This is a genomic window from Streptomyces sp. LaPpAH-108 (assembly GCF_000373625.1).
In the GTDB taxonomy this organism is placed as follows: Bacteria; Actinomycetota; Actinomycetes; order Streptomycetales; family Streptomycetaceae; genus Streptomyces.
This window is the reverse complement of record NZ_KB891993.1, coordinates 472,158-493,417: the sequence shown is the minus strand read 5'-3', so window position 1 is coordinate 493,417 and position 21,260 is coordinate 472,158. Positions and strand designations below refer to the sequence as shown.

At 72.1% G+C, this 21,260-nt stretch carries 20 protein-coding genes and 2 pseudogenes; 14 read left to right on the top strand and 8 right to left on the bottom strand.

Annotated features, from left to right (window positions below):
* Positions 1 to 37: 37 nt before the first annotated feature.
* The 3 genes and pseudogenes from B079_RS0113740 to B079_RS31995 all read left to right on the top strand — a co-directional run.
* Positions 38 to 784 carry an SDR family NAD(P)-dependent oxidoreductase gene (locus B079_RS0113740; protein ID WP_026248667.1) on the top strand — a complete coding sequence of 249 codons (747 nt, stop codon included), beginning with the start codon at positions 38 to 40 and terminating at the stop codon, positions 782 to 784.
* Complete coding sequence (locus B079_RS0113735; RefSeq protein WP_018546389.1) at positions 781 to 1,857, top strand: threonine aldolase family protein; 1,077 nt, start codon at positions 781 to 783, stop codon at positions 1,855 to 1,857. Before B079_RS0113740 ends, B079_RS0113735 begins: the two co-directional genes overlap by 4 nt.
* Before the next feature lie 65 nt (positions 1,858 to 1,922).
* Positions 1,923 to 2,213: pseudogene (locus tag B079_RS31995) on the top strand (transglutaminase domain-containing protein); the annotation flags it as partial.
* Positions 2,214 to 2,256: 43 nt separating this feature from the next.
* On the opposite strand, the gene B079_RS0113725 reads toward B079_RS31995, so the two are convergent.
* The gene (locus B079_RS0113725; protein WP_018546387.1) at positions 2,257 to 2,985 is read right to left on the bottom strand and encodes a lysophospholipid acyltransferase family protein; all 729 of its coding nucleotides are present in this window, start codon (positions 2,983 to 2,985) and stop codon (positions 2,257 to 2,259) included.
* Between the two features lie 318 nt (positions 2,986 to 3,303).
* Between B079_RS0113725 and B079_RS0113720 the strand changes: the two genes are divergently transcribed.
* From B079_RS0113720 to B079_RS0113700, 5 genes are all read left to right on the top strand, one after another.
* Positions 3,304 to 3,630 carry a TlpA family protein disulfide reductase gene (locus B079_RS0113720; protein WP_018546386.1) on the top strand — a complete coding sequence of 109 codons (327 nt, stop codon included), beginning with the start codon at positions 3,304 to 3,306 and terminating at the stop codon, positions 3,628 to 3,630.
* Positions 3,631 to 3,844: 214 nt separating this feature from the next.
* Entirely contained in the window at positions 3,845 to 4,354 is a 510-nt protein-coding gene (locus B079_RS0113715; protein WP_018546385.1) for a flavin reductase family protein, read from the top strand.
* A gap of 242 nt (positions 4,355 to 4,596) precedes the next feature.
* Positions 4,597 to 5,382, top strand: coding sequence for an electron transfer flavoprotein subunit beta/FixA family protein (locus B079_RS0113710; RefSeq protein WP_026248666.1), 786 nt, complete (start codon positions 4,597 to 4,599; stop codon positions 5,380 to 5,382).
* 51 nt (positions 5,383 to 5,433) lie between these two features.
* Positions 5,434 to 6,396: an electron transfer flavoprotein subunit alpha/FixB family protein gene (locus B079_RS0113705; RefSeq protein ID WP_018546383.1), complete on the top strand. Its 963-nt coding sequence runs from the start codon at positions 5,434 to 5,436 to the stop codon at positions 6,394 to 6,396.
* 180 nt (positions 6,397 to 6,576) lie between these two features.
* On the top strand, positions 6,577 to 7,860 hold the full coding sequence (locus B079_RS0113700; RefSeq protein WP_018546382.1) for a DUF6986 family protein: 1,284 nt from the start codon (positions 6,577 to 6,579) through the stop codon (positions 7,858 to 7,860).
* Positions 7,861 to 7,873: 13 nt separating this feature from the next.
* Here B079_RS0113700 and B079_RS0113695 read toward each other — a convergent pair whose 3' ends face one another.
* Positions 7,874 to 8,926 carry a LacI family DNA-binding transcriptional regulator gene (locus B079_RS0113695; RefSeq protein ID WP_018546381.1) on the bottom strand — a complete coding sequence of 351 codons (1,053 nt, stop codon included), beginning with the start codon at positions 8,924 to 8,926 and terminating at the stop codon, positions 7,874 to 7,876.
* A 212-nt stretch (positions 8,927 to 9,138) separates the two neighbouring features.
* On the opposite strand from B079_RS0113695, the gene B079_RS0113690 reads away from it, so the two are divergent.
* Positions 9,139 to 10,095: an ROK family protein gene (locus B079_RS0113690; protein ID WP_018546380.1), complete on the top strand. Its 957-nt coding sequence runs from the start codon at positions 9,139 to 9,141 to the stop codon at positions 10,093 to 10,095.
* Between the two features lie 252 nt (positions 10,096 to 10,347).
* Here the strand turns inward: B079_RS0113690 and B079_RS0113685 are convergent, their stop codons facing one another.
* The 3 genes and pseudogenes from B079_RS0113685 to B079_RS0113675 form a co-directional block, all read right to left on the bottom strand.
* Positions 10,348 to 11,082 carry an SDR family NAD(P)-dependent oxidoreductase gene (locus B079_RS0113685; RefSeq protein ID WP_018546379.1) on the bottom strand — a complete coding sequence of 245 codons (735 nt, stop codon included), beginning with the start codon at positions 11,080 to 11,082 and terminating at the stop codon, positions 10,348 to 10,350.
* Positions 11,083 to 11,123: 41 nt separating this feature from the next.
* Positions 11,124 to 11,357 (bottom strand): annotated as a pseudogene (locus tag B079_RS31990) (ester cyclase); the annotation flags it as partial.
* A 48-nt stretch (positions 11,358 to 11,405) separates the two neighbouring features.
* Positions 11,406 to 12,149 (bottom strand): SDR family NAD(P)-dependent oxidoreductase, encoded by a 744-nt coding sequence (locus B079_RS0113675; protein ID WP_018546377.1) that lies wholly within the window; start codon positions 12,147 to 12,149, stop codon positions 11,406 to 11,408.
* 125 nt (positions 12,150 to 12,274) lie between these two features.
* On the opposite strand from B079_RS0113675, the gene B079_RS0113670 reads away from it, so the two are divergent.
* Complete coding sequence (locus tag B079_RS0113670) at positions 12,275 to 12,871, top strand: TetR/AcrR family transcriptional regulator (RefSeq protein WP_037801493.1); 597 nt, start codon at positions 12,275 to 12,277, stop codon at positions 12,869 to 12,871.
* Between the two features lie 166 nt (positions 12,872 to 13,037).
* Here B079_RS0113670 and B079_RS0113665 read toward each other — a convergent pair whose 3' ends face one another.
* Together B079_RS0113665 and B079_RS0113660 are read right to left on the bottom strand one after the other, a co-directional pair.
* Positions 13,038 to 15,098 carry an NPCBM/NEW2 domain-containing protein gene (locus tag B079_RS0113665; RefSeq protein ID WP_026248664.1) on the bottom strand — a complete coding sequence of 687 codons (2,061 nt, stop codon included), beginning with the start codon at positions 15,096 to 15,098 and terminating at the stop codon, positions 13,038 to 13,040.
* 171 nt (positions 15,099 to 15,269) lie between these two features.
* A complete protein-coding gene (locus B079_RS0113660; protein WP_018546374.1) occupies positions 15,270 to 15,857 on the bottom strand; it encodes a CGNR zinc finger domain-containing protein in 588 nt (195 codons plus the stop codon).
* A gap of 109 nt (positions 15,858 to 15,966) precedes the next feature.
* Here B079_RS0113660 and B079_RS0113655 point away from each other — a divergent pair, with 109 nt between their 5' ends.
* The 3 genes from B079_RS0113655 (at position 15,967) to B079_RS0113645 (ending at position 18,311) form a co-directional block, all read left to right on the top strand.
* Positions 15,967 to 16,914: an alpha/beta fold hydrolase gene (locus B079_RS0113655; protein WP_051095084.1), complete on the top strand. Its 948-nt coding sequence runs from the start codon at positions 15,967 to 15,969 to the stop codon at positions 16,912 to 16,914.
* Positions 16,915 to 16,944: 30 nt separating this feature from the next.
* Positions 16,945 to 17,136, top strand: coding sequence for a hypothetical protein (locus B079_RS0113650; protein ID WP_018546372.1), 192 nt, complete (start codon positions 16,945 to 16,947; stop codon positions 17,134 to 17,136).
* 131 nt (positions 17,137 to 17,267) lie between these two features.
* The gene (locus B079_RS0113645; RefSeq protein ID WP_018546371.1) at positions 17,268 to 18,311 is read left to right on the top strand and encodes an NUDIX hydrolase; all 1,044 of its coding nucleotides are present in this window, start codon (positions 17,268 to 17,270) and stop codon (positions 18,309 to 18,311) included.
* A gap of 124 nt (positions 18,312 to 18,435) precedes the next feature.
* On the opposite strand, the gene B079_RS0113640 is transcribed toward B079_RS0113645, so the two are convergent.
* Positions 18,436 to 19,791, bottom strand: a complete 1,356-nt coding sequence (locus B079_RS0113640; protein ID WP_018546370.1) for a dipeptidase — start codon at positions 19,789 to 19,791, stop codon at positions 18,436 to 18,438.
* A gap of 185 nt (positions 19,792 to 19,976) precedes the next feature.
* On the opposite strand from B079_RS0113640, the gene B079_RS0113635 reads away from it, so the two are divergent.
* Positions 19,977 to 21,230, top strand: coding sequence for a geranylgeranyl reductase family protein (locus B079_RS0113635; RefSeq protein WP_018546369.1), 1,254 nt, complete (start codon positions 19,977 to 19,979; stop codon positions 21,228 to 21,230).
* The last annotated feature ends 30 nt before the right edge of the window (positions 21,231 to 21,260 follow it).

Genomic DNA, 21,260 nt, shown 5'->3' with positions numbered 1-21,260 from the left:
CGGCGTACACGAGAGCGCGGAGCGGGAGAGGAAGACGATGGGCAACGGGGTTCTGCGGGGTGCGGTGATCGCGGTCGCCGGAGCGGGCGGACCGGCGGGGCGCGCGGCGCTCGTCCGGCTGGCCGAGGCGGGAGCGACCGTCGTCGGCGCGGACAACGACCCGGCCCGCCTTGCGGAGGCCGTGGACGCGGCCCGCTACGCCAACGGCGGCGCCACGGTCACCGGCGAGACGGTCGACCTGCTCGACCTCGACTCGACCCGGGCCTGGGCCACGGGCATCGAGAAGGAACACGGCCGGATCGACGGCCTGGTCCACCTGGTGGGCGGCTGGCGCGGCGGCGCCACGTTCGCCGACACCGACCTGGCCGACTGGGACCTGCTGGAGAAGCTGCTGATCCGCACCGTCCAGAACACCTCCCTCGCCTTCTACGACGCCCTCCAGCAGAGCGGCAACGGCCGCTACCTGCTGATCAGCGCCTCGGGCGCGGCCAAGCCCACGGCGGGCAACGCGGCGTACTCCGCCGCCAAGGCCGCCGCCGAGGCGTGGACGCTCGCCATGGCCGACGGCTTCCGCAAGGCCGGGGGCGAGGAGGGGCCGCGCGCCGCCGCTGCGATCCTGGTGGTGAAGGCGTTGGTGCACGACGCGATGCGCGCCGAGCGCCCCAACGCGAAGTTCGCGGGCTTCACGGACGTCAAGGACCTGGCCGACGCCGTCGCCGGCGTCTGGAACGAGCCCGCCGCCGAAGTGAACGGAACCCGTCTGTGGCTGACCGAGAAGCCGTGAACCCTCCCAGGACCGACGCGCGTCGTCGTCACGACCCGACGGTCCGGGGTTTCGCCAGCGACAACTACGCCGGTGCGCACCCCGAGGTGCTGGCCGCCGTGGCCCTGGCCAACGGCGGCCACCAGGTGGCGTACGGCGAGGACGAGTACACCGAGAACCTTCAGCGGATCATCCGCGGCCACTTCGGTGCGAGCGCCGAGGCGTTCCCGGTGTTCAACGGCACGGGGGCGAACGTCGTCGCGCTCCAGGCGGTCACCGACCGCTGGGGCGCGGTGATCTGCGCCGAGAGCGCGCACATCAACGTGGACGAGGGCGGCGCCCCCGAGCGGATGGGCGGGCTCAAGCTGCTCACCGTGCCCACGCCGGACGGCAAGCTCACGCCCGAGCTGATCGACCGGCAGGCGTGGGGCTTCGACGACGAGCACCGGGCCAAGCCGCAGGTCGTCTCGATCACCCAGTCCACCGAGCTGGGCACCCTCTACACGCCCGGCGAGATCCGCGCGATCTGCGAGCACGCCCACGCGCACGGCATGAAGGTGCACCTGGACGGCTCCCGTATCTCCAACGCCGCCGCCTCCCTGAACGTCCCCATGCGGACCTTCACCAACGCGGTCGGCGTGGACATCCTCTCCCTCGGCGGGACGAAGAACGGTGCCCTCCTCGGCGAGGCGGTCGTGGTGATCGACCAGGACGCCGTCTCCCACATGAAGCACCTGCGCAAGCTGTCCATGCAGCTCGCCTCCAAGATGCGCTTCGTCTCGGTCCAGTTGGAGGCCCTGTACGCCAAGGACCTCTGGCTCCGCAACGCCCGCCACGCCAACGAGATGGCCCAGCGCCTGGCGGAGGGCGCCCGCGCGGTCGACGGCGTGGAGATCCTGTACCCCGTCCAGTCCAACGGCGTCTTCGCCCGCCTCCCGCACGACGTGAGCGAACGCCTCCAGAAGCGCTTCCGCTTCTACTTCTGGGACGAGGCGGCCGGTGACGTCCGCTGGATGTGCTCCTTCGACACGACGGAGGACGACGTCGACCTGTTCGTGTCGGCGCTCAAGGAGGAGATGGCGCGCCAGGAGTGAGTGCATGAATATGCGGCCACCCGAAAACTCATTGAGTCCGGGTGGCCGCATTTCTCTGCTCGGCGGCCGCCCGACTGGCCGGCAGGACCGGTGACGCGTCCTCGTACGCCCGTGCCGCCTACGAGTTCGTACGCGACACCGTCACGCACTCGGCCGACGCCGACGACCCCCGCGTCACCTGGCGGGCCTCCGACGTGCTGGAGCAGGGCACGGGCAGCTGCCACGCCAAGGCGCACGCGCTGGCCGCACTGCTGCGGGCCGAGGGCATCCCCACGGCCCTGTGCTATCAGCGGCTGGCCCATGACGCCGGATCCGGGTACGTCCTGCACGGACTGGTCGCCGTGCGCCTGCGCGGGACGCTGCCCGACTCCCTCTGAACGGGGGCCGGGCCGCCGGGCCTCAGAGTGCCTGGACCGCGCGCAGTTGCTCCGCCGTCGGGGCCGTGCCGCCGAGGTGGGCCGGGAGCCACCAGGAGTCCTCGGCGGACTTGGGGCGGGCCGGGTAGGCGCGCTGGGCGGCGTCCAGGAGGTCCTGGACACGCTCGCGCAGACGACGGGTGATCGCGCCCGCGTACTGGTCGCGCGGTGCCTCCAGCGCCTCGCCGACGCGGACGGTGATGGGGGTGTGGCTGCGCTTGAAGTTGCGCGGGTGGCCCTTGGTCCACAGCCGCTGGGTGCCCCACAGGGCCATCGGGACCAGCGGGACGCCCGCCTCCTGGGCGAGCCGCGCCGCACCCGACTTGAAGCTCTTCAGTGTGAAGGACTCCGAGATGGTGGCCTCGGGGAACACCCCCACGACCTCACCGGAGCGCAGCGAGTTCAGCGCGTGCTCGTACGCGGCCTCGCCCTGCGCGCGGTCCACCGGGATGTGCTTCATCCCGCGCATCAGCGGACCCGACACCTTGTGCCGGAACACCGACTCCTTCGCCATGAAGCGCACCAGCCGCTTCTGCGGCAGCGCGGCCAGACCGTTGAAGATGAAGTCCAGGTAACTGATGTGATTGCTCACCAGAACGGCGCCGCCGGTGCGCGGGATGTTCTCCGACCCCTTGCAGTCGATCTTGAGGTCCCACACCTTGAACATCGTCTTCGCGAAACCGACGACGGGACGGTAGACCAGTTCTGCCATGGGCGGGGTCGGCCCTTTCTGCTCTGCTCGGGAAAGGGGCTCCCGGCGGGAAGTTACGCAGCCGTAGGTTTACGGCGTCTCCAGATCGTGCCCCAAGAACGGACGGGTAGCCAGTCCTGGTGCCCCGTGGCGGCGAGATCCTCGTCACGTCCCGGTAACAGCCCGTCGAGCGGCGGCGCACGCGCCTCACCCGCCCCGCGCATACCCTCCCCGCGGACGCGGGAATCCTTCGCGGCGCCCGCGCGCTTGTGTTGAGGACGACAGGACCGGCCGACGGGCCGGACACGTGCCGCGCGAGCGGCGGAGCGGAGGACACGCGTGCGCGGGCAGGGCGAGGAACAGCGGCTGGAACCGGCCGACCTGAGCGGCGCACTGGGCGAGCGGGCCACCCTCGTCCAGTTCTCCAGCGCCTTCTGCGCCCCCTGCCGGGCCACCCGCCGCACTCTCGGCGACGTCGCCGCCATGGTCCCCGGCGTGACCCACGTCGACATCGACGCCGAGGCCCATCTCGGCCTGGTACGCGCCCTCGGCATCGTCCGCACCCCCACCGTCCTGGTCCTCGACGCGGAAGGACGCGTGGTGCGCCGCGCCGCCGGACAGCCGCGCAGAGCCGATGTGATCGCGGCCCTCGGGGAGGCCCTGTGAGCGGCGGCGACCGCCTGACCGGGCCTCTTCCAGATCATGGAACGTACTTGACTGTGCGCGCCATCCATCGTCAGCCTGACCGTATGCCGACCGAACTCCTTCTCGTCGGACGGGCCCACGTCGACCTGGCCCGCACCGCGAGCGCGCGCTGTCCGGGCTGTTGAGCAGCCACGGCCTCCGCTCCGCTCGCCCCCCTCAGCAGAAGGACAACTCCATGACGGCCACGCCCGATCTCGGCACCCACCAGACCGCCTCGCCCGAACTGCTGCGCGCCACCTTCCGCCGCCACGCCGCCGGTGTCGCGGTCATCACCGCCCGCGCCGAGCACGGCCCGGTCGGCTTCACCGCCACCTCCCTCACCTCCGTCTCCGCCGAACCCCCGCTGCTGTCCTTCGGCATAGGCACCGGCGCCTCCAGCTGGCCCGCCGTCTCGCGCGCCGAGCACGTCGGCGTCCACCTCCTCGCCGAGCACCAGCACGACCTCGCGGCCACCTTCGCCCGCAGCGGCGCCGACCGCTTCGGCGCCCCCACTGCCTGGCGCGAGGGCCCGGAGGGTGTGCCCGTCCTGGACGACGTGCTCGCCTGGCTGGTCTGCCGGATCGTCGGCCGCGTCCCGGCCGGGGACCACCGGATCGTGCTCGCCGAGGTCGTGCTCGGCGACCCCTCGGGCACCGGCCGCCCGCTGCTCTACCACCAGGGCCGGTTCAACGCGCTGCGGGACTGACCGGGGCCGGGCCCCGCTCCCGGGGCGGTGGCCCGCTGCTGCGTCGCCGTCGAGTTCCGGTTACGCTGCGTTGCGAAGGTCACAGTTCAAAGCGCTTGCTCAGCGGGCACGAACTGGATGTACTGGCGAGTAATATTTCGGCCGGGAGCGCACCGACGCCCCGACCGGGACAGGCCGCTTGAGGCGCCTATGCTGCCTTCAAGAGGCAGCCCGGAAATAGACGATGCAGTAGGAGAGCCGGCGTGAGCTTGAGGATCGTTGTCACTGTGAAGTACGTGCCCGACGCCACTGGCGACCGGCACTTCGCCGATGACCTGACCGTCGACCGCGACGACGTGGACGGTCTGCTCTCCGAACTCGACGAGTACGCGGTGGAGCAGGCCCTCCAGATCGCGGAGGACGCGGACGACGCCGAGGTCACCGTGCTGACCGTCGGTCCCGAGGACGCCAAGGACGCGCTGCGCAAGGCCCTCTCGATGGGCGCCGACAAGGCGATCCACGTCGAGGACGACGACCTGCACGGCACCGACGCCCTCGGCACCTCCCTGGTGCTGGCCAAGGCCATCGAGAAGGCCGGTTACGACCTGGTGATCTCCGGCATGGCCTCCACCGACGGCACCATGGGCGTCGTACCCGCCCTGGTCGCCGAGCGCCTCGGCGTGCCGCAGGTGACGCTGCTGTCCGAGGTCTCCGTCGAGGACGGCACCGTCAAGGGCCGCCGCGACGGCGACACCGCTTCGGAGCAGCTGGAGGCGTCCCTCCCGGCGGTCGTGTCCGTCACCGACCAGTCGGGTGAGGCGCGTTACCCGTCCTTCAAGGGCATCATGGCGGCCAAGAAGAAGCCGGTGGAGTCCTGGGACCTGTCCGACCTCGACGTCGAGGCGGAGGAGGTCGGTCTGGACGGCGCGTACACCAAGGTCGAGGCCGTGGCCGAGCGCCCGGCGCGCACCGCGGGCACGATCGTCAAGGACGAGGGCGAGGGCGGCAAGCAGCTCGCCGAGTTCCTCGCGGGCCAGAAGTTCATCTAAGGGCCCGCGCCCCGACCGCCCCTCAACTTCGTTACGCAGGAGAGCAATCCCATGGCTGAAGTCCTCGTCTACGTCGACCACGTGGACGGTGCCGTCCGCAAGCCCACCCTCGAGCTGCTGACCCTGGCCCGCCGCCTCGGCGAGCCCGTCGCGGTCGCGCTGGGCAACGGCGCCGCCGACACCGCCGCCACGCTGGCCGAGCACGGCGCGGTGAAGGTCCTCACCCACGACGCCGCCGAGTACGCCGACTACCTGGTCGTCCCGAAGGTCGACGCCCTCCAGGCCGCCGTCGAGGCCGTCTCCCCGGCCGCCGTGCTGGTGCCGTCCTCCGCCGAGGGCAAGGAGATCGCCGCCCGTCTGGCGCTGCGCACCGGCTCCGGCGTCATCACCGACGCCGTCGACATCGAGGCCGGCGACGAGGGCCCGGTGGCCACCCAGTCGGTGTTCGCCGCGTCCTTCACCACCAAGTCCCGTGTCGTCAAGGGCACCCCGGTCATCACGGTCAAGCCGAACTCGGCCGCCGTGGAGGCCGCCCCGGCCGCCGGTGCCGTGGAGGCCCTGTCGGTCACCTTCTCCGACCAGGCCACCGGCACCAAGGTCACCGGCCGCACCCCGCGTGAGTCGACGGGCCGTCCGGACCTGACCGAGGCCGCGATCGTCGTCTCCGGTGGCCGTGGCGTCAACGGCGCGGAGAACTTCGCGATCATCGAGGCGCTGGCCGACTCCCTCGGCGCGGCCGTCGGTGCTTCCCGCGCCGCCGTCGACGCCGGTTGGTACCCGCACACCAACCAGGTCGGCCAGACCGGCAAGTCGGTCTCGCCGCAGCTCTACATCGCCAACGGCATCTCCGGCGCGATCCAGCACCGCGCCGGTATGCAGACCTCCAAGACGATCGTCGCGGTCAACAAGGACCCCGAGGCCCCGATCTTCGACCTGGTCGACTACGGCGTCGTCGGCGACCTCTTCGAGGTCGTCCCGCAGCTCACCGAGGAGATCAAGACCCGCAAGGGCTGATCCCGGCGGAGCACGCTCGTGTGCTCCCGTGCGCGCACAGAACCCCCGCGACCGGCCTCCGGTCGCGGGGGTTCCGCGTTTTCCGCCCCGTCCGGAGGGTGTTGACCAGCGAGAATCACCCCGGATAGCTTCGGCGCGCGGACCCGTCCGGTTCCGCGCCGCGCGAGAGGGAGGGTGTGGATGGACGGGCAGGAGAAGATCAGGACCAGCCTGGCGGACGCGGTCACGGACCACATCGGCGCCCTCCTCGCCCCGGTCGACGCCGACCTGGCCCGCCGCTACCCCGGCGACCCGGGCACCCGGCAGCCCGTCCACACCGTCTACGTCCCCGCCGACGCCTTCGCCGCCGACACCCCGCGCGTCTGGGGCGACAGCGCCCTCGCGGCCCTGGACCGGCACGCCCCCGACGCCGAGAGCTTCGCGGCCGTCCTCGGCCTGCCCGCCGAACTCGCCGACGCCGTGTACGCCCGCGTCCGCGCCAAGCTGGAGCGCGAACCGGTGGAAGACCTCCGGGTCGACTTCGAGGACGGCTACGGCATCCGCCCCGCCGAGGAGGAGGACCAGGCCGCCGCCCACGCCGCCCGGCTCGTGGCCGAGGCGTACGAGAAGGGCACGGCGCCGCCGTACACCGGCATCCGCGTCAAGTGCCTGGAGGCCGGGGTGCGCGAGCGGGGCATCCGCACCCTGGACGTCTTCCTCACCGGGCTGCTCGCGGCGGGCGGGCTGCCCGACGGGCTGGTGCTGACGCTGCCGAAGGTGACGTACGCCGAGCAAGTGACCGCGTTCGCGCGGCTGCTGGACGCCTTCGAGGAGACCCACGGCCTGGAGCGGGGACGCCTCGGCTTCGAGATCCAGATCGAGACCAGCCAGGCCGTCCTAGCCGCCGACGGCACCGCGACCGTCGCCCGCATGATCCAGGCGGGCGAGGACCGCGTCACCGGCCTCCACTACGGCACCTTCGACTACAGCGCCGCCCTCGGCGTCTCCGCCGCCCACCAGGCCCCCGACCACCCCGCCGCCGACCACGCCAAGGCGGTCATGCAGGTCGCCGCCGCGGGCACCGGCGTACGCCTGTCCGACGGCTCCACCAACGTGCTGCCCGTCGGCCCCGCCGAGCAGGTCCACGCGGCCTGGCGGCTGCATCACGACCTGGTCCGCCGGGCCCTCGCCCGCGCCTACTACCAGGGCTGGGACATGCACCCCGGCCAGCTGCCGACCCGCTACGCGGCCGTCTTCGCCTTCTACCGCGAGGGGTTCGAGCGCGCCGCCGACCGGCTCGCCCGCTACGCCGCTCGCGCGGGCGGCGACGTCCTGGACGAGCCCGCCACCGCCCGTGCGCTGAGCGGCCATCTCCTGCGCGGCCTGGACTGCGGGGCCCTCGACACCGCCGAGGTCACCGCCCTGACCGGGCTGGCCCGGGACGCCCTGGAGTCCTACGCGGCTCCTGGTGGCCGCCGGGCCTGAGCGCGCGCAAGCCTCAGTCGGCCGGGGGCAGTTCGCCCGAGCCCCGCTCGATCAGCCGGGTCGGCAGCTCGATCCGCTCGGGCGCCACGAGCGCGCCGTCCAACTGCCGGAACAGCCGCTCGGCCGCCGTACGCCCCAGCGCGGCCGAGTCCTGCGCGACGACCGTCACCCCCGGCTGGAGCAGATCGGCCAGCTCGAAGTCGTCGAACCCGACCAGGGCGACCGGGCGCGCGTGCCCGGCCAGCACCCGGATCACGGTGACGGTCACCCGGTTGTTGCCCGTGAAGACGGCGGTCACCGGCGAAGGACCGGTCAGCATCTCCTGCGCCGCGCGGCGCACCCGCTCCGGATCGGTCGCCCCGAGGGACATCCAGTCGTCCTCGACGGGTATCCCCGCGTCCTCCATGGCGGCCCGGTAGCCGCGCAGCCGCTCCGCCGCCGTGTGGATGTTCGGCATGTCACCGATGAAGCCGATCCTGCGGTGCCCGTGCGCGATCAGATGGGCCACCCCGTCCCGGGCGCCGCCGAAGTTGTCGGAGAGCACCACGTCCGCCTCGATGCGCCCGGCCGGACGGTCCACGAACACGGTGGCCACGCCCGCCCGCATCTCCGGCTCCAGATAACGGTGGTCGTCCCCGGCCGGGATCACCACGAGCCCGTCCACCCGCCGCGCGCACAGCGCGAGCGCCAACTCCCGCTCCCGCTCCGGGTCCTCGGCGCTGGAGCCGTTGATCAGCAGGGCGCCGTGGGCACGGGCCACCTCCTCGACCGCGCGGCTGAGCGGGCCGTAGAACGGGTCCGCGAGGTCCTCCAGGACCAGCCCGATGCTCGCCGTACGGCCCTTGCGCAGCACCCGGGCGCTGTCGTTGCGCCGGAAGCCCAACGCCTCGATGGCCTCCTGGACGCGCCGTTCGGTGTCCGGGGTGACCCCGGGCTCGCCGTTGACCACGCGGGAGACCGTCTTGAGGCCCACTCCGGCCCGCGCGGCCACGTCCTTCATGGTGGGCCGGTTGCCGTAACGGCCGGTGCCGTTGGCGCGTTCTGCTCCGCGGGTGGTCTCGGGCACGATGTGCTGTCCTGTCGTCCGTGGTCTTCACTGGCCGGTGCCCCAGGTCGGGGCCGGTACGAGCATGTGGCGTCGAGCATAGAGCCTGGACAACGTTGTCAGGTGCGCGAGAGACTGTCCACCGCCGTCCCCGGTCCAGGTCCGTCGTGACCGGTCGGGGGCGTTTTCCGGCTTCGCTCCATCTCACGGCTCGACGGGGAGACCTGACACTGATGCACACCGACCTCGTGGCTGCGCTGGACATCGGCGGCACCAAGATCGCGGGCGCGCTGGTGGACGGCGACGGCCGGATCCACACGCGTACGCAGCGCGCCACGCCCGCCCGCGAGGACGGTGAAACGGTTATGCACGCGGTCGAGGAGGTGCTGGCCGAGCTGGCCGCCTCGCCGCTGTGGTCCCGCGCCGAGGCCATCGGCATCGGCAGCGCCGGACCGGTGGACGCCTCCGCGGGCACCGTCAGCCCCGTCAACGTGCCGGGCTGGCGCGGCTTCCCGCTGGTGGAACGGGTGCGCGCGGCGACCGGCGGCGGCCTCCCGGTGGAGCTGATCGGCGACGGCGTGGCCATCACGGCCGCCGAACACTGGCAGGGCGCGGCGCGCGGCCACGACAACGCGCTGTGCATGGTGGTCTCGACGGGCGTCGGCGGCGGCCTGGTCCTCGGCGGCCGACTGCACCCCGGCCCCACCGGCAACGCCGGTCACATCGGCCACATCAGCGTCGACCTGGACGGCGAACTGTGCCCGTGCGGCTCGCGCGGCTGCGTCGAGGGCCTGTCCAGCGGCCCCAACATCGCCCGCCGCGCCCTGGAACAGGGCTGGCGGCCGGGCCCCGACGGCGACACCTCCGCCGTCGCCGTGGCCGCCGCCGCCCGCGCGGGCGACCCGGTCGCCGCCGCCGCCTTCGAACGCGCCGCCCAGGCCCTGGCCGCCGGAATCGCCGCCACCGCGACCCTCGTCGAGATCGACATCGCCGTGATCGGCGGGGGTGTCGGCAAGGCGGGCGACGTCCTCTTCGCCCCGCTGCGGAAGGCGCTCGCGAGCTACGCGACGCTGTCCTTCGTCCAGCGGCTGACGGTCGCGCCCGCGCAGATGGGGACGGACGCGGGGCTGGTGGGAGCGGCTGCAGCGGCGTTGAGCCGGGGGTCGGGGGCGGCGGCTGCGGGGGTGTGAGGAGCGGCAGGGCCTTCGTCGTACGGGGGCCGGGTGGCGTGTCCTCCGGACCCGGTGTGCGGTCGGGCAGCCGGGGCTGCCCTGGACCGACTTCGTCCCGGAGAGGGCGCGCGGCAAGCCTGCCACACGTCACCGGTGGTGCGGCCGAGCGAGGGAAGGCCGTGCCCCTGGAGGGTTTCAGGGGCACGGCCTCGGGTCGGTCCCCTGGTCCGCCCGGTCGTCCGCACAGCGACCGGGCAGGGGGACGGTGGTTCAGATGGCGGTGCGCCCGCCGTCGATGTGGACGGTGGTTCCGGTGATGTAGGCAGCCCGGTCGGAGGCGAGGAAGCCGACGAGTTCGGCGATCTCCTCGGGCTGGGCGACGCGTCCCACGGCGGTGGTGGCCGCGAGCTGGTCGAGGACGTCGGGGCTGCCCATGGGGGTGTCGACGGGGCCGGGCGAGACGGTGTTGACGCGGATGCCCTGCCCGCTGAACTCGGCGGCCCACTCGCGGGTGAGCGAGGTGAGCGCGGCCTTGCTGGCGCCGTAGGCGGAGGAACCGGCGATGCCGATCGTCGCGGCGAGGCTGCCGATGTTGATGATCACCCCGCTCCGCTTGGTGAGCATGGCGGGGACGAACGCGGCGACCAGGAGGAAGGGGCCGCGGACGTTGGTGGCGTAGGTGGCGTCGAGGTCCTCGACGGTGAGGGTCTGCGTCGGTCCCCAGATCGCGAGACCGGCGTTGTTGACCAGGATGTCGACGTCGCCGGCCTCCTTGCGCAGTGCCTCGATGCCGGCGGGGTCGCCGATGTCGGCGGACACGAACCGGGCGCTGCCACCGGCGTCGGTGATCTCGCCCACGACGGCGGCGCCGCGTGCGGCATTGCGCCCCACGACGATGACGTGGGCGCCCTGAGCGGCGAGGTTGCGGGCGATGGCCGCCCCGATGCCGCTGGTGGCACCGGTCACCAGGGCGTTCTGGCCGGTGAGGGTGAGGCTGTCGGACATGAGTGAGGATTCCTTCTGTCGGGAGTGTCGAGCCCGGGGGCTCAGAGGGTGACGGCGCCGAGCTGGGTGAGCATCTTGAGGAGGTTGCCGACACCCCAGTGATCGGTGATCCGGCCGTTTTCCACCTTCATGACGTCGACGGTCTCGAATTCGACGCTGCGGCCGGTGGGCGCGACTCCGAGGACGGGGCCCCGGTGGGTGCCGCGGTAGATCTTGTAGGTGGTCACCATGGGGCCGCTGGCGATCTGCCACCGGATCTCGGGCTGGAAGTCCGGGAAGCCGTCTGTGGCGGAAGGGCGGGCGGGGCCGGGCCGGAGCGGGGGTCAGATCTGGGTCTGGCCGCCGTCGACCTGGAGGTCGGCGCCGGTGGTGAAGCTGGAGTCGTCGCCTGCCAGGAAGAGCACCGCGGCGGCCACCTCCTCCGGACTTCCCAGCCGGTCCATCGGGATCGCGGCGCGCATCTGCTCACGCAGGGCATCCGCGTCCTTTCCGGCCTGGGCTTCGAAGATGGGCGTGTCGATCGGGCCGGGGCTGACCGAGTTGACCCGGATACCGCGCTCCTTGAGCTCCGCCGCCCAGCTCCGGGCGAAGGACCGGACGGCGGCCTTGGTCGCCGAGTAGGCGGTGTACGGGGGGACGCCGAGCAGGTGCCCGGTGGAGGACACCAGCACCACGGATCCGCCGTCGTTCAGCAGCGGCAGCGCCTTCTGCACCGTGAAGAACGTGCCCCGCGCGTTGGTGCCGAAGGTCTTGTCGAAATGGTCGGGCGTGGCTTCGGCCAGGGTGGCCAGCTCGACGAACGCGGCGTTCGCGACGATCACGTCGACCGAGCCGCGCTCGGTGCGGACGCGGTCCCACAGCCGGTCGAGGTCGTCCAGGTCGGAGATGTCACCTGGCACACCGGTCACGTTGGACCCGATCTCCGCCTCGGCCTTGGCCAGGGCCTCAGGGTGGCGGCCGGTGATGAAGACATGTGCCCCCTCGGCTGCCAGCCGCCTCGCCGTGGCCAGTCCGATGCCGCTGGTGCCGCCGGTGACGACCGCGGTCTTTCCGTCCAGCTTGCCCATGATCGGTTTCCTCGTTCCTGCGGTGATCATATTTGTGTAGCGATCGCTAAGGTGCTCGCCGTCTACAATGTAGCGACCGCTAAGAAAAAGCAAGCCGGAGAATGGGGACACCGGGAAGCAGGAGGATGGACATGCCACGAGGCCGCAGGCGCGCGTTCGACAGGGACGCCGCATTGGACACCGCCATGGAGATGTTCTGGCGACGCGGGTACGCGAGCACGTCCGTCGCCGACCTCACCTCCGCGATGGGCATCAACCCGCCGAGCCTGTACGCGGCGTTCGGCAACAAGCGCGCGCTCTTCGAGGAAGCCCTCCGGCGTTACTCGAAGGAACGGGCCCGGTATCTGAGCGAGGCGATGGCCGAACCCACCGCCCGCGCCGCCGTGCTGCGCTTCCTGGCCGGGACGGCCGAGGCCGCCACCCTGCCCGACCGGCCGGCCGGGTGCATGACCGTCCAGGGCGGACTGGCTTGTGCCGAGGAGGACCGCGAGGTGGTCGAACTCCTCGCCACCTACCGCGCCGGCACCCGCCAGGCCCTGCTGGAACGCTTCGAGAAGGCCCTCGCCGACGGCGACCTGCCCCCCGGCACCGACTGCGCCGCTCTGGCGCGCATCGTCGTCGCCACCGCCGAAGGGCTCAATGTCGAGGCCGCGGCCGGTGCCACCCGTCAGGAACTCGCCGCCGCCGCCGCACTGGGGGCCGCCCTCGTCCCGGGCTCGTGAGTCCTGTGTGCGGCGAGCGTGCCCCGGCGGACAGGTGAGGGTGCCGGACCTGTCGTCGATGATCAGGTGCCGCATGGCTGAGCCGCCGCCCCCGGCCGGACTGCGGCAGGGGGCGGCGGCTCGTGTTCACCGGGACGCGTGAACGGGCGGTGGAGGGGTGGCTCACTCACCGGGAGGACCCGGTGAGGTGTCGCTCTCGGCAGGTCAGGCGCGCGTCCGCCCAGTCCGCGTGGTCCGAGTCGATGCCGTCGCCGCCGTCGGTGACGACCAGGCGGACCACCTGGGCGCCGGTGACGTCGGCGGTGAGGGGCTGGGCGGGCATCGCATTGGTGAGGACGCCGGTCGAAGCGGTCTTCGTGCCGTCCGCCCAGATCTCGAAGGCGACGGTGCCCCTGGTGTCCTTCTCGTCGTCCACGCCCACCTCGGCGGTGACCTTCGCGCACCGGCCGCCCGTGTAGTAGGCGATCTCGCTGGGGGCGTGGGTGCCGAGACCCTTGGCGTACGTCACCGAGCCGATCGTGAGCGGGTTGCCGTCGCCCGCCGCGCTCTCTCCGTTGCTGGTGGCGCGCTCGACCGGGCCCCAGCCGCCGGTGGCCGACATCCAGGGCAGGTCGCTCAGATACGACGTGCCGGTCGGGGGCCGTACCACCACGGCGGCGGTCAGCGGGAGCACGTCGGTGACGCGTGTTCCGGTGGCCGAGCGGTAACTCGCCCGCAGGGAAAGAGTGTAGGAGCCGGTGGGGGTACCCTCGGGGGCCGTGACGCGCCAACGGGTGCGCAGGGACTTGCCCGGTGCGAGCGTTCCGGCGCGGGTGGGGGAGAGGGCGTGAACTCCCCAGCCCTCGGGGCCCGTCAGGGACACGGACGCCTGGTGGGCCGTCGTACGCCCCAGGTCGGTCAGGGTGGTGGTGAGTGCCGTCGGCGTGGCTGCCTCGATCAACGGCTGTTCGGCCACGCCTAGTTCGGTAGCCGGGGGATGGGCAGCCCAGTGGCCGTCGGCCGACACGCTGAGCAGAACCGTGCCGTGGGCCGGGACGGTCGCGGCGATCGTGCCCGCCGTGTTGAGGCTCCGGTGCTGCCAGAGGTCGCGCTGGGTGTAGCCGGGCGCCGTGGGCAGGCCCACGGCGGAGGCGCTGGTGGCGATGTGCTGGGCGGTCGCGGACTCGTTGAAGAGGGCCACCGTCCGGCTGCCGTCCGCCATCTCCTTGGCGACGACCCACCGGCCGCCCTCGGACGAGACGACCGCGCCCTGGCGGCCCAGCGGGTCCTGGTCGACCGCGATGACCTCCTTGTTGCCGAGGATGTCCAGGGTCTCCGGGGACGCCGTGCGCAGATCGGTGCCGATGAGCAGCGGCGCGGCCATGACCGCCCAGAGGGAGAAGTGGGAGCGGTACTCGGTGTCCGTCATGCCGCCGTTGCCGACCTCCAGCATGTCGGGGTCGTTCCAGTGGCCCGGACCGGCGTAGGGCGCGAGAGGCAGGTTCTGCTTGAGGATCGACAGCATCGAGCCCCAGTTGTCGCTGATGTCGCCGGTGGTGCGCCAGAGCTGGCCGACGTCGCCCGCCCACTCCCAGGGCTTGTTCTCGCCCCACTCGCAGATGCTGTAGACGATGGGGCGCCCGGTGGCCCTGAGGGCGTCGCGCATGGTGCGGTAGCGCTGGCGCGCGTCCACGCCCTGGTTGTTGCAGTTGTCGTACTTGAGATAGTCGACGCCCCACTCCGCGAACTGCCGTGCGTCACTGGCCTCGTGGCCGAGCGCGCCGGGGAAGCCCGTGGTGTCGCAGGTCTTGGTGCCCGCGCTGGTGTAGATGCCGAGCTTGAGGCCCTTGGCGTGCACGTAGTCGGCAACGGCCTTGATTCCGTGGGGGAACCGGACCGGATCGGGCACCAACTGCCCGTTCGCGTCCCGGTTCGGCAGTGCCCAGCAGTCGTCCAGGTTGACGTACTGATAACCGGCGTCCTTCAGGCCCTTGTCGACGAACAGGTCCGCGATGCCCTCGACCATGTTCTCGTCGAACTCGGCCCGGCAATGGGTGGAGTTCCAGTTGTTGAAGCCCATGGGCGGGGTGAGCGCGAGACCGTCGTCCGAGGCGACAGCCTTACTCCGTACGGGAGTTGCGGCAGCGGGCGCGGTCAGCGCGGCCGTGCTCACCAGCAGGGCGGCGGCGAGTGCGCCGACCGCTATGACGCCGGATCTGTGGGATCTGTACGTGTGGGGGTGACGCATCGTCCACGGTCCTCCGACTCGTGTGCGCGGGTGACGGCATGTTCGTGTCAGCGGTGCGCGATTACGGTAGGACCTGTGGGACTCTGTTGGAAGCCTCGCGGCAAACGGGTATCAGCCGTTCGGTTGTGTGGGTTTCGGCGAGACGACAGGGACCACTGACCCCTCTCGGGGTCAAGTGCCGGGTGACGGCGCCGTTTCGTGCCGTACGCGCATCGCGTCCTTCTTGGCACGGTTGCCGCACGTGCCCATCGAGCACCAACGGCGGGAACGGCCGCGGGTGGTGTCCAGGAACACCGCCACGCAGCCGGTCCCCGCACACACCTTGATCGTGCCGGACCTGGCGCCCCCGAGCGTGTCGACGGCGTCGGCGGCCAGCACCGCCAGGGCGGACCGGGCCGGTGAGGGGCCGGGGAAGCGCCAGACGGCGCCGGTGTCGTCGAGCGCGCGGTACGCGTCGTTGCGGGCGGCCCAGGCGTTGATGCGGTCGCGGTCCGCCTCGGTGAGCGGTCGGCCGTCGGCGACGGATCGTGCGGCGCGATAGATCGACTCGCGCAACTCCCTGGCCTCACACAGCAGTTGCTCGTCCACCTCAGGCAGTCGCCCACCCTCGGTCAGACCTGCGGCGGCGAGCCATTCCGCGAGGTCCGAGGGCCGGCGCAGCAGTTCCTTCGGCGTGCGGTCGGTGCGGGCTTTCGCCGTCTTGGTGAAGCGGAAGCACAGGGGCTGGGAATCGACATCCGCGCGCCCGCCGTCCGCCATCGCCGTACCTCCTCCGCCGTCCGTCGGCCACCGTGTGAACCACCCTAGCTGGTTCATGCGGATCCTGTTACGTTGAAGGAACCACCTAAGCCGGTTCCTTGGAGGAGCGATGACTTCTGTTCCAGCGGAGCCCGTGAGCGGGTTCGGCACCGTGACGGCGTTGCCCGACCTGCCGGACGGATTCCTCGACCGGTTCCGCAGCCACCGCTACGACCTCGGTGACATCACCCTGCACGCCGTCACGGGCGGTTCGGGCCCTGCCCTGCTCCTGGTGGGCGGGTGGCCGCAGTTCTGGTGGCAGTGGCGCAAGGTGATGCTTCCGCTCGCGGAGCACTTCTCGGTGATCGCGGTGGACCCGCGAGGCGTCGGACGCTCCGACAAGCCGGAGACGGGCTACGACAGCGCCACGGCGGCAGGCGATCTCGCCCGGCTCATGAGCGTGTTGGGGCACGACCGCTTCCGGCTGGTCGGTCATGACGTCGGCATGATGCTGAGCTACGCGCTCGCCTCCGACCACCCGTCCCGGGTCACGCGACTCGTGCTGATGGAGGCCGCCCTCCCCGGGATCTCCGACGACCCCGGGGCCCTTCCGGCCGACAGCCGTCAGGCCGAGGCCACCTGGCATTTCATGTTCAACCGGCTTGCCTCCGTCAATGAGGAGCTGGTCAGGGGGCGCGAGGACATCTACTACCGCGACCAGTTCGCCGTGAAGGGTGCCACGCCCACCGCGATGCCGAAGAACGTCGTCGATGTGTACGTCGACGCGCTCCGGGCGCCCGGAGCCCTGCACGCCAGCTTCCAGTACTACCGGGCCCTGGACGCCACGATCGGGCAGAACCGGGCGCGGGCGCGTGCCGTTCTGCCGATGCCCGTCCTGGCCGTCGGGGGAGCGGCTTTCCGGGGCGCGGCCGTCGCCCGGGACGTACGACATGTCGCCTCCGACGTCACGGAACTCGTGATCGATGGGTGCGGACACTATGTGCCCGAGGAGGCGCCCGAGGCGTTCACCTCGGCGATCCTGTCCTTCTGCACGGGCTGCGCGGGCGAATCCGCGTGACTCCTCGCCGCTCCGGCAGTTGATCAGGGCATGAAGAAGCGCAGCATGCTCGCCATCGCCAGCCTCGCCACCGGATTCGTCGTGGCCGCCGTCACCCCGTCCCACGCGACCGAGGACGGCGCGCTCAAGGACCTCAGGATCACCGACACCCTGGGCACGGTCGACCACCTCGTCAGCCAGGAGAGCCTGGACCTGGACGAGGGCACGCTCGGTACGGCGTGACAGCGCCGCCACGGCGCCGGTACCCCTGCCGAAGGGGTGCCGGCGCCGTGCTGTGCGCCCTCAACTGGGGGTGGTTTCCGTGGCAGGGTGGAACGGGCAAGCCCCAGGGGGCCAACAGAAGAGGGGGAACCGTGACCGTCGTCTGGATCAACGGCGCGTTCGGTGCGGGCAAGACCACCACCGCACGGGAACTGATCGAACTGATCCCGAACAGCACGCTCTTCGACCCCGAGATCATCGGCGCGGAGCTGTCCCGCCTGCTGCCCGCCAAGCACCTGGCCGAGGTCGGCGACTTCCAGGATCTGCCGATCTGGCGCCGCCTGGTCATCGACACGGCGGCGGCGATGCTCGCCGAGCTGGGCGGCACGCTCGTCGTGCCGATGACCCTGCTGCGCCAGGAGTACCGCGACGAGATCTTCGGCGGTCTCGCCGCCCGCCGCATCTCCGTGCGCCACCTGGTCCTCGCCCCGGCCGAAACGATCCTGCGCGCGCGAATAGCCGCCCGGGAGATCCCGCCGGACCTCCCCGACGGCGAGATACGGGTGCGGCAATGGTCGTACGACCACATCGAGCCCTACCGTGCCGCCCTCGCCTCCTGGCTCGCCGTCGACGCCCACCCGATCGACACCGGTTCGCTCACGCCGTACGAGGCCGCCCTGCGCGTCACCGAGGCCGTCGGCAGCGGTGCGGCCCGGCCCTGCGACATCGTGCAGACCCCCGAGCCGACCGCCGAGACCCTGGCGGCCGGGGTCCTCCTCTTCGACGAACACGACCATGTGCTCCTCGTGGACCCCACCTACAAACCCGGCTGGGAGTTCCCCGGCGGAGTGGTCGAACCCGGCGAGGCCCCGGCCCGCGCCGGAATGCGCGAGGTCGCCGAGGAGACCGGCATCCGGCTGCGCGAGGCCCCCCGGCTGCTCGTCGTCGACTGGGAACGCCCCGACCCGCCCCGCTACGGCGGCCTGCGCCTCCTCTTCGACGGCGGCCGTCTCACCCCGTCCGAAGCCTCCCGCGTCCACCTCCCAGGCCCCGAACTCCGCGCCTGGCGCTTCGCCTCCGAACACGAGGCCGCCACGATGCTCCCGCCGGTCCGCTACGAACGCCTCCGCTGGGCCCTGCGGGCGCGCGAACGGGGAGCGGCGATCTATCTGGAGGCGGGGACGCCGGTGGGCTGACCCCGGCACGGGATCAGGACCACTTTACCGAGGTTGTAGCAGGACGCTGCTCGGGCGCGTGTACGGGCCGTAGGGGAACAGCCCCCGGCGGTGTTCGGTGCCGGGGGCCGTCCGCGAGGGTGGGTCAGTTCGCCGCGTACTCCTGGAGGAACAGGGCCTCGGCGATGGAAAGGCGCTCCAGCTCCTCCGGAGACACGCTCTCGTCCACCGCGTGGATCTGCGCCTCGGGCTCGCTGAGGCCGATCAGCAGGATCTCCGCCTCGGGGTAGAGGGCGGCGAGGGTGTTGCAGAGGGGGATGGAGCCACCCTGGCCCGCGTACTGCATGGTCTCGCCCGGGTAGGCGGCGGCCATGGCGGTGGCCATCGCCTGGTAGGCCGGGCTGGTGGTGTCGGCGCGGAAGGGCTGGCCGCTGCCGATCTGCTCGGCGGTGACCTTGGCGCCCCACGGCACGTGGGTCTCCAGGTGGGCCTGGAGCAGCTTCGACGCCTCGGCGGCGTCCGTGCCCGGCGGCACGCGCAGGCTGACCAGCGCGCGGGCGGTCGACTGCACCGACGGAGTGGCGCCGACGACCGGCGGGCAGTCGATGCCGAGGACCGTGACGGCGGGGCGGGCCCAGATGCGGTCCGCCACCGAGCCGCCGCCGATCAGACCGACCCCGTCGAGCACCTTGGCGTCCGAGCGGAACTGCTCCTCGGCGTACTCCAGTCCGTCCCAGCGCGCGTCGGCGGCGAGGCCGTCCACCGTGGTCGAACCGTCCTCCGCGCGCAGCGAGTCCAGGACCCGGATCAGCGCGGCGAGCGCGTCCGGGGCGGCGCCGCCGAACTGGCCCGAGTGCAGGTTCCCGGCGAGGGTGTCGACCTGGACGCGGACCAGCGTCATGCCGCGCAGGGTGCTGGTCACGGTCGGCAGGCCGACGCGGAAGTTGCCGGTGTCGCCGATGACGATGGCGTCGGCCGTGAGCAGCTCGGGGTGCTGCTCGGCGTAACGCTCCAGGCCGCCCGTGCCCTGCTCCTCCGAGCCCTCCACGATCACCTTGACGGAGACCGGGACACCGCCGTCGGCCTTGAGGGCGCGCAGCGCCAGCAGGTGCATGATCAGGCCGCCCTTGCAGTCGGCGCTGCCACGCCCGTACCAGCGGCCGTTCCGCTCGGTCAGCTCGAACGGCGGAGTCGTCCACGCGGACTCGTCCAGCGGCGGCTGCACGTCGTAGTGGGCGTAGAGCAGCACGGTCTTGGCGCCCTCGGGGCCGGGCAGGTAGCCGTACACCGACTGGGTGCCGTCCGGGGTGTCGAGCAGCGCCACGTCGGTGAAGCCCTCGGCGCGCAGCGCGTCCGCGATCCAGTTCGCGGCGCCCTCGCTCTCGCTCTTCGGGAACTGCGCGAAGTCCGCCACCGACTTGAAGGCGACCAGCTCGGTCAGCTCCGTCTTGGCGCGGGGCATGAGCGAGGCGACGGTCTCGGCGACCGGATTCGACGGCATGGGGCACGCTCCTCAGGGGTGCGACGCTGTGTACGCGACGTTGAACTGCTGGGATACCCCCGATCCTCCCACAGTGGGCCTCGGCGGTGATCGCCGTAGGATGCCGGATGACATGGGTTTCCCCGCTCCGGTGCGGCCGGGAGCCCGGGAGAGCGGCATCGGCTGGATCGGAGCGGTAGACCATCGTGAGCGGCGAGAACTCTTCGGCGGACGGCGTGCAGCGGGTCTGGGACGTCGTCGTGGTGGGCGCGGGACCTGCGGGGGCCTCGGCCGCCTATGCGGCGGCGGTCGCGGGACGGCGGGTACTGCTGCTGGAGAAGGCCGAGCTGCCCCGCTACAAGACCTGCGGCGGCGGCATCATCGGACCCTCGCGCGACGCGCTGCCGCCCGGCTTCGAACTCCCCTTCAAGGACCGGGTGCACGCGGTCACCTTCGCGCACAACGGCCGCTTCACCCGCACCCGGCGCTCCCAGCAGATGCTGTTCGGGCTCATCAACCGGCCCGAGTTCGACCAGCAGCTGGTCGAGCACGCGCAGAAGGCGGGCGCCGAACTGCGCACCGGCGTCACCGTGCAGCGCGTCGAGCAGCACGGCTCGGCGGTCCCGGACCGGCGCACGGTCGCCGTGGTGCTCCAGGACGGCGAGACGGTGCTGGCCCGCGCGGTCGTCGGCGCCGACGGCAGCGCGAGCCGGATAGGCGCCCACGTCGGCGTCAAGATGGACCAGGTCGACCTCGGTCTGGAGGCGGAGATCCCGGTGCCCGACACCGTCGCCGAGGACTGGAAGGGCCGGGTGCTCATCGACTGGGGCCCGCTGCCCGGCAGTTACGGCTGGGTCTTCCCCAAGGGCGACACCCTGACCGTCGGTGTGATCTCCCGGCGCGGTGAAGGCGCCGCCACCAAGCGGTACTTGGAGGACTTCATCGCCCGGCTCGGCCTCGCCGGGTTCGAACCCAGCGTCTCCTCCGGGCACTTGACCCGCTGCCGCGCCGAGGACTCCCCGCTCTCGCGGGGCCGGGTGCTGGTCTGCGGCGACGCGGCGGGGCTGCTTGAGCCCTGGACCCGCGAGGGCATCTCCTTCGCGCTGCGCTCGGGCCGCCTCGCGGGGGAGTGGGCGGTGCGCATCGCCGAGGCCCACGACGCGGTGGACACCCGCCGCCAGGCGCTGAACTACGCCTTCGCCGTCAAGGCGGGCCTCGGGGTGGAGATGAGCGTCGGCAAGCGGCTGCTGGCCGCCTTCGAACGCCGTCCCGGGCTGTTCCACGCCGCCCTGACCGGCTTCCGTCCCGCCTGGAAGGCGTTCCGCGACATCACCAGCGGCGCGTCCTCGCTCGGCGAGATGGTCAGGTCCCGCCCGCTCGCCCAGCGCACCATCGCCTTCCTCGACCGGGGGCACGGGGCGGACGTCTCGGACGCGGACGAGGACCTTGTCGATTCGTGACGGCCGCGGACCGGTGACGGCCGTCGCTTC

Bases quoted from the DNA above. Each gene is read 5' to 3' on its own strand.
- B079_RS0113715 (WP_018546385.1), top strand. From the start codon at position 3,845: ATGACGGCCACGCCCGATCTCGGCACCCACCAGACCGCCTCGCCCGAA.
- B079_RS0113660 (WP_018546374.1), bottom strand. From the start codon at position 15,857: ATGGCGGACGGCGGGCGCGCGGATGTCGATTCCCAGCCCCTGTGCTTC.
- B079_RS0113675 (WP_018546377.1), bottom strand. From the start codon at position 12,149: ATGGGCAAGCTGGACGGAAAGACCGCGGTCGTCACCGGCGGCACCAGC.
- B079_RS0113650 (WP_018546372.1), top strand. From the start codon at position 16,945: ATGAAGAAGCGCAGCATGCTCGCCATCGCCAGCCTCGCCACCGGATTC.
- B079_RS0113640 (WP_018546370.1), bottom strand. From the start codon at position 19,791: ATGCCGTCGAATCCGGTCGCCGAGACCGTCGCCTCGCTCATGCCCCGC.
- B079_RS0113655 (WP_051095084.1), top strand. From the start codon at position 15,967: ATGACTTCTGTTCCAGCGGAGCCCGTGAGCGGGTTCGGCACCGTGACG.
- B079_RS0113690 (WP_018546380.1), top strand. From the start codon at position 9,139: ATGCACACCGACCTCGTGGCTGCGCTGGACATCGGCGGCACCAAGATC.
- B079_RS0113725 (WP_018546387.1), bottom strand. From the start codon at position 2,985: ATGGCAGAACTGGTCTACCGTCCCGTCGTCGGTTTCGCGAAGACGATG.
- B079_RS0113685 (WP_018546379.1), bottom strand. From the start codon at position 11,082: ATGTCCGACAGCCTCACCCTCACCGGCCAGAACGCCCTGGTGACCGGT.
- B079_RS0113700 (WP_018546382.1), top strand. From the start codon at position 6,577: ATGGACGGGCAGGAGAAGATCAGGACCAGCCTGGCGGACGCGGTCACG.
- B079_RS0113670 (WP_037801493.1), top strand. From the start codon at position 12,275: ATGGACATGCCACGAGGCCGCAGGCGCGCGTTCGACAGGGACGCCGCA.
- B079_RS0113740 (WP_026248667.1), top strand. From the start codon at position 38: ATGGGCAACGGGGTTCTGCGGGGTGCGGTGATCGCGGTCGCCGGAGCG.
- B079_RS0113665 (WP_026248664.1), bottom strand. From the start codon at position 15,098: ATGCGTCACCCCCACACGTACAGATCCCACAGATCCGGCGTCATAGCG.
- B079_RS0113705 (WP_018546383.1), top strand. From the start codon at position 5,434: ATGGCTGAAGTCCTCGTCTACGTCGACCACGTGGACGGTGCCGTCCGC.